At 67.1% G+C, this 6,337-nt stretch carries 6 protein-coding genes; all 6 read left to right on the forward strand.

Features of this window, described 5'->3' with window-relative positions:
* Window positions 1-22 precede the first annotated feature (22 nt).
* The 6 genes from WFI00_RS15880 to WFI00_RS15905 all read left to right on the forward strand — a co-directional run bounded on the left by WFI00_RS15880 (window position 23) and on the right by WFI00_RS15905 (window position 6,276).
* Window positions 23-1,120 (forward strand): zinc-dependent alcohol dehydrogenase, encoded by a 1,098-nt coding sequence (locus WFI00_RS15880; protein ID WP_336631835.1) that lies wholly within the window; start codon window positions 23-25, stop codon window positions 1,118-1,120.
* A gap of 52 nt (window positions 1,121-1,172) precedes the next feature.
* The gene (locus WFI00_RS15885; RefSeq protein WP_336631836.1) at window positions 1,173-2,228 is read left to right on the forward strand and encodes a LacI family DNA-binding transcriptional regulator; all 1,056 of its coding nucleotides are present in this window, start codon (window positions 1,173-1,175) and stop codon (window positions 2,226-2,228) included.
* Between the two features lie 8 nt (window positions 2,229-2,236).
* Window positions 2,237-3,106 (forward strand): NAD(P)-dependent oxidoreductase, encoded by an 870-nt coding sequence (locus WFI00_RS15890; RefSeq protein WP_336631837.1) that lies wholly within the window; start codon window positions 2,237-2,239, stop codon window positions 3,104-3,106.
* A 117-nt stretch (window positions 3,107-3,223) separates the two neighbouring features.
* Window positions 3,224-4,153, forward strand: coding sequence for an SMP-30/gluconolactonase/LRE family protein (locus tag WFI00_RS15895; protein ID WP_336631838.1), 930 nt, complete (start codon window positions 3,224-3,226; stop codon window positions 4,151-4,153).
* Window positions 4,042-5,586, forward strand: coding sequence for an amidohydrolase family protein (locus WFI00_RS15900; protein WP_336631839.1), 1,545 nt, complete (start codon window positions 4,042-4,044; stop codon window positions 5,584-5,586). Before WFI00_RS15895 ends, WFI00_RS15900 begins: the two co-directional genes overlap by 112 nt.
* A 135-nt stretch (window positions 5,587-5,721) precedes the next feature.
* Window positions 5,722-6,276, forward strand: a complete 555-nt coding sequence (locus WFI00_RS15905) for a hypothetical protein (RefSeq protein WP_336642373.1) — start codon at window positions 5,722-5,724, stop codon at window positions 6,274-6,276.
* Window positions 6,277-6,337 lie beyond the last annotated feature (61 nt).

Consider the following 6,337-nt stretch of genomic DNA (forward strand, 5'->3'; position numbering starts at 1 on the left):
CATCTCCACCGAGGAGTCATCGATGATCCCTAGTCTCGCCCCCTCCCGTCCAGCGACCATGCGTGCTGCGGTGCTCCACGGTCGTCAGGACCTGCGGCTCGAAGACGTGCAGGTTCCGCGGGCCCGCGCCGGAGAACTCCTCCTCGAGGTGGGAGTGGTCGGGGTGTGCGGCACCGATGCGACCGAGTGGGCGTACGGGCCGAGGCTCTTCCCGGTGGAGAGTGCCCACCCCGTGACGGGGCACATCGGACCGATGGTGATGGGGCACGAGTTCTCCGGGACGGTTGTCGAGGTGGGAGAGGGAGTGGATTCCACGTGGCTCGGCAAGCTCGTCGCCTCCTGCGGATCTGCGCCGTGCGGTACCTGCCGTGAATGCGTGACGGGCCGCTCGAACCTCTGTCGCCGGTACGCGGCCGTGGGTCTGCATCGCGATGGCGCGCTGACCCGGTACGTCTCCACGCCGGTAGGCAGCTGCGTCGACGTGGGACCCCTTGGGCTGACGGAGGAGGAGGCGGCGCTGGCGCAGCCGATGGCGATCGCCGTGCACTCGCTGCGGCGAGCACACGTGGAGCCGGGGACGGTCGCGATCGTGCAGGGTATCGGTGGCATCGGCGCGTTCCTCATCCACGCTCTGGTGGATGCCGGTGCCCACGTCGTCGCCGTCGATCTCACGCAGGAGCGTCTCGATGTCGCGGCCGATCTGGGCGCACAGGTCACGGTGCGTGCCGGGGAACCCGGCAGCGGCGACCGCATCGCTGCGGAGTTCGCGCACAGCATCCCGGTGTTCTTCGAGGTCACCGGGTCGGACCCCGGGATCCAGCTCGCGATCGACATCGTACCCATGGGCACCGAGATCGTGCTCGTGGGCATTCAGAAGGCCCTGCGCTCCGTCGACCTGGCGCGTGTGACCGTGCGTGAGCTGAGCCTGATCGGCACCAATGCGATGGTGCGCGAGACCGACTTCCCGGAGGCTGCGCGGCTGGTCGCCACGCGGCGCGGGAGATGGGGCTCGATCGCGCCGGACCCGCTCACTCTCGATCGGCTCGTGGACGAGGCGCTGAGGCCGATGTCAGACGGCGCACCGCCGGCGATCAAGACCCTGGTCCGGCCATCACGATAATGGGCGGAGGACGTGCGCGACCCCGCACGCGAAGGGGAAGAAGGCCTCGCAGATGACCAAGTCCGCACCCGCCACCCTCAAGGACGTCGCACTGCGCGCCGGGGTGCACGTGGGCACCGCCTCGCGCGCCCTGGACGAGCAGCAGGCGCATCTCGTCAACGAGGAGACCCGCGCCCGGGTGCGAGCGGCCGCGGAGCACCTGGGCTATCGGCCGAACGCGGTCGCACGCTCGCTCCGCAAAGGATCCACAGGGGTTGTCGGAGTGATCGTCGCCGACCTGTCCAACGGGTTCGTCCTCGCTCTGCTCCGCGGTGTCGAGAAGGAGGCGCATGAGCGAGGGGTGCTCCCGCTCGTGGCCGAGACTCACGACGATCCTGCCATCCTGCGCAGCGCCGTGACGCGGCTGCTGCGGTATCGGGTCGACGCGATCATCCTCAGCGCCGCGCATATGGACGACGAAGAATACGTTGCCGACCTGGAGAGCCGCGTCCCGGTGGTGCTCGCGGTGCGCGGCTTCGACATGGTGCCCGGAGGCGGTGGCGACCGCCGGGAGGTGCTGCAGGACGACAGGATGGGCGCCCGCATGGCGGTCACCCACTTGATCTCCCAAGGCCACAGGCGTATCGCCCAGCTCGCGGGGGACCCCCGCATCTCATCGTTCGTCGGCCGATCACGTGGTTTTCACGAGGCCGTCGCCGCGCACATCGGCGTTGAGGACGTTTCGGTCGACGGTCACGCCATGGCGAGCACGATCGACGAGGGGCGACGTCTGGCCGCTGCGGTGCTGAGGCTTCCCCCCGAGCGACGGCCGACGGCGCTCTTCGCCCACAACGACCTCATGGCCGTGGGCGCCATCGACGCGCTGCGCGAGGCCGGACTGCGCTGCCCCGAGGATGTCTCCGTCGTCGGGTACAACGATGCGCCGTTGAGCGACCATCTCGACCCTCCCCTCACGACGGTGCGGCTGCCCGGGTTCGAACTCGGCCAGCACAGTGCACGGCTCGCGTTCGCCGCCGTGGCGGGGGAAAGCGCCGTCGCCGAGCGCATCATGCTCGCCCCGGAGTTCATCGAGCGCAAATCGACCCGAGCGATCGGGTCCGGAACGTAGGAGTCTGCATGGCAGCGATCGGATTCATCGGCCTGGGCACGATGGGTGTCGTCATGGCGCACCGCCTGCTCGATGCCGGACACGATGTGACCGTCTGGAACCGTTCCGCCGCGCCAGTCATCCCTCTGCAGGCAGCCGGCGCCCGCGCGGCGTCCTCCCCCGCAGAGGCGCTGCAGACGGGCATCGCCTTCTCCATGCTCTCCGATGATGCGGCCGTCCACGCGGTGTTCACCGACGAGACTCTTCGGGACGTCCGCGGTGCAACGCACGTGAACATGTCGACCGTGAGTCTCGACACCGCGCGTCGGCTGCAGACTCGTCACGAGGCTCACGGCGTGGGCTATGCTGCCGCTCCCGTGTTGGGCAGACCGCATCTGGCGGCCTCCGGTGCGCTCAACATCGTCGCCGCCGGCCCGCAGGACGTACTGAATCGCGCGGAGCCTTTCCTTCAGGTGCTGGGCCGGCGCATATGGCGTGTCGGTGAGGACGCCGCAAAAGCGAACCTGGTGAAGATCGGAGTGAACTACAACCTCATCCACACGATGCAAGCCCTGGCGGAGTCGCTCAACCTGATGGAGCGTGACGACGTCGACGCTCACACGTTCGTCGAGATTCTCACGGACGCCGCGTACACCGGCTCCGCGTATCAGGGCTACGGCCCCGTCATCGCGACCCGGGAGTACCTGCCGGCTGCGTTCAGCGTGAAGCTCGGGCTCAAGGACCTTTCGCTCGCGCAGGAGGCCGCTGCCGAGACGTCCGCCGCGCTCCCGACCGCACCGGTATTGCGCGAGATCTTCGAGGAGGCTCTGGCCGACCCGCAGCTCGCCGATCGCGATTGGTCGGTCATGGCGGAGATCACCCGCCGCCGTATCGGCTGACGGGCGCCGCGCGATGCCTCAGGCGACCGCGCTCATGGCCACCGACTCCGGCGTGCGGCCCGCAGGTCGCTGACGACCGTCCACCGCTCCTCCACTGCAGAAGAAAGGCACTCCGTCGTGCTCCACATCTCCGTAGACCCCCGCTTCGCCCAGCTGGTGAATGTCGACGCCCCCGTTCGACGCCTCGCCACCGGATACTCCTGGTTGGAAGGTCCGGTCTGGAATCCGCGCGAGAGCGCGCTGTACTTCTCCGATGTCCCCGGCGACGCCCGCCACCGCTGGGATGCATCGGGCGCGACCGCCGTTGCTCGGCCGACCGGTTTCGCCAACGGGATGACGTACGACGCCGATCTTTCACTGATCGTCTGTGTGCACGCGACATCGTCGGTCCTCCGGTCCGCGGGCGACGGCACGGCCACGACCCTGGCGACGCACTTCGACGGGTGTGAGCTCAACAGTCCGAACGATGTTGTCGTCCGTTCGGACGGTTCGGTGTACTTCACCGACCCGACGTATGGGCGGCGGGCCGCCTTCGGTGTCGCGCGACCCCTCCTGATGGGATTCCAGGGCGTGTATCGCGTGCCACCAGGCGGCGGGGACGTTCAGCTCGTAGTGGACCGCGCCTCGTTCATCGAGCCGAACGGACTGTGCTTCTCGCCCGATGAGAGTCTCCTCTACGTCAATGACACCGACCGGGCGAGCATCCTCGTCTATGACGTGCGTCCGGACGGGTCGCTGAAGAGGGAGCGCGTCTTCGCCCGTGGTATTCGCAGCGATGACGATCCCGGTCTTCCCGATGGCATGAAGTGCGATGAACTCGGCAACGTGTGGGTCACGGGACCGGGCGGGATCTGGGTGTTCGACCCCGACGGAGCGCGTCTGGGCGTCGTGCGCACTCCCGAGCGGGCGGCGAACTTCACGTGGGGCGCCGATGCGTGGCGCACGCTGTTCATCACGGCATCCTCATCGCTGTACGCGATCGAGACGATGGTGGGTCCGCGGCGGGAGTCGTACATGGCCGCCTCGCCGGAATCGGTGCAGCGTTGACCCGGCGGCGCACCCTCTTCCGCGGTGCCACGATCCTGCCGATGCGAGGGGACATCGATGACCTGCCGGCGGGCGACCTGCTCGTCGAGGACGAGCGGATCGCGGCGATCGCGCCCCACCTCGACGTCGTCGATGCCGAGGTGATCGATGCGACGGGAACCATCCTCTGCCCCGGATTCGTGGACACGCATCGACACACCTGGCTGACGCCGCTGCACGGCATCCGCACCGACTGGAACCTGCTGGACTACATGACCTACATCCGAGGTATGTACTGCATCTGCTACGAACCGGAGGATGCCGAGCTGGCGAATCGTGTGGGCGCCATGGAGGCGTTGGATTCCGGGATCACGACGATCGTGGATCACTCGCACCTGCAGCTGTCGGAAGAGCACTCCGATGCACTCGCGGAGGGGCTCATCTCCTCCGGCATCCGCGGGATCTTCGGCTACGGCACCTATCGCAATCTTCGCTATCGTCCCGGTCAGGACCCGAGCGAACTCCCGGCACTGCTCGAAGAAGTGAACGTCCCGCTGAACCAGTGGCACCGAAACAACGCCGTGCGCGTGCGAGACGCCTACTTCTCGAACGAGTCCGCACGGGTCCGGTTCGGTATCGCGTCGCGGGAGTTCGAGACTCTCTCGGAGCCCGGGTCGATGCTCGAGGAGGTGCGCTGGAGTCGTACCCTCGACCCGATGCGCATCAGCATCCACATGGGCATGAGTGCCAAGGAGCCGTTGAAGGTCGTACGCGAACTGCATGACGCCGGTGAGATCGGCCCCGACCTGCTGTTCGTCCACGGCAACCACTTGCCGGACGACGAGTTGCAGATGATTATCGACGCCGGCGCGTCTCTGAGCTCGGCCATCGAGATCGAGATGACCTATGGGGCGTTCCCCGCCGTCGAGAGGTTCGCCGCGCTCGGCGGGCAATCCAGCCTCGGCGTAGACGCCACCATCGATCTGTCGGCCGACATGTTCGGGCAGATGCGCGCTCTGCTGAACGTGTGGCGCTTGGAGCGCGCGCTTTCGAACCGCCTCCGCATGACCCGGAAGGTGCATCAGAAGCAGGTCCTGGACATCGCGACCGCGGGAGGCGCGAGGTCGGCGGGTTTCGGCGACATCACGGGCAGCCTTGCGCCGGGGATGAAGGCCGACCTCCTGCTGATGCGGACGGACGTCCTCGGGCTGGCTCCGATGAGCGACCCGTACGCGGCGGTTGTCAACTACGGTGCTCCCGCTCTCGTCGACCTGGTGATGGTCGACGGACGCATCGTGAAGCGCGATGGTCGATTGGTGGGGTTCGACTGGGCGGGCGCGCGGGCCGCGCTGGATGCCTCGAAGCAGAGGATCGACGAGAGATTCTCCCTGATCCCCGAAGCTCCTATCCGCGCCCGGTGGTCGAGGGGCTTTCGCATCGACATCCCCGCATAGCACCGACATCTTTCCGCTTGCGTCACATCGCCGCGCGGCATACTATCGAAGTGCAAACGATTGCATTAGCAAACGGGCTCTGCAACTCGAACGACCGGACGGTCCGTTCACTTTTCAACGACGAGGAGATCGAACATGGTGCTGACACTTCGACGGACGGCCGTCGCGGCCGCAGGAACGTTCGTGGCTGTGGCCGCGGTGGCCCTCACGGGCTGCGCATCGTCAGCCGGAGGTGCCGAGCAGTCTTCCGGGCCGGTCGTGGTCGCGAACTGGGGTGGTCTGGCCAGCGAGGCCTACCAGGCGGCGTACGTGGAGCCGTTCACGGCCGACACGGGCATCGAGGTGCAGCAGGTCGATGCGCCCGGCCTGTTCGTCGCGCGCACCGAGGCGCAAGCCTCGGCGAACCGTACGGAGTGGGACGTGCTGGAGTCCATCACCGATTCGGACGTCGAGTTCCTCGCGGCCCAGGACCTTCTGGATCCCATCCCTTCCGACGTGAAAGCTCGACTCGTCGACGAGCTCGGTGCCGAGAACGTGACCGACTATGGCTACCACAGCGGTACCACGGCGATGCTCATCGTCTGCAACACCGACCGCGTCAAGGTGTGTCCGCAGTCGATGGCGGAGTTCTGGGACACTCAGCCCCGATCCACCATGTCGGGTGCGGTTCGTGGGCGTGCCGTGAAGTGAAATGTCCTTCTGGTCTGGGAAAATGTTGATTGTCTAGAGCAACGTTTACCAGTCCGGAAGG

It is taken from the genome of Microbacterium sp. MMO-56 (assembly GCF_037146215.1).
GTDB lineage: Bacteria > Actinomycetota > Actinomycetes > Actinomycetales > Microbacteriaceae > Microbacterium.

Coding starts and splice junctions, on each gene's coding strand:
- WFI00_RS15905 (WP_336642373.1), top strand. CDS start 5,722: ATGGTGCTGACACTTCGACGGACGGCCGTCGCGGCCGCAGGAACGTTC.
- WFI00_RS15880 (WP_336631835.1), top strand. CDS start 23: ATGATCCCTAGTCTCGCCCCCTCCCGTCCAGCGACCATGCGTGCTGCG.
- WFI00_RS15890 (WP_336631837.1), top strand. CDS start 2,237: ATGGCAGCGATCGGATTCATCGGCCTGGGCACGATGGGTGTCGTCATG.
- WFI00_RS15885 (WP_336631836.1), top strand. CDS start 1,173: ATGACCAAGTCCGCACCCGCCACCCTCAAGGACGTCGCACTGCGCGCC.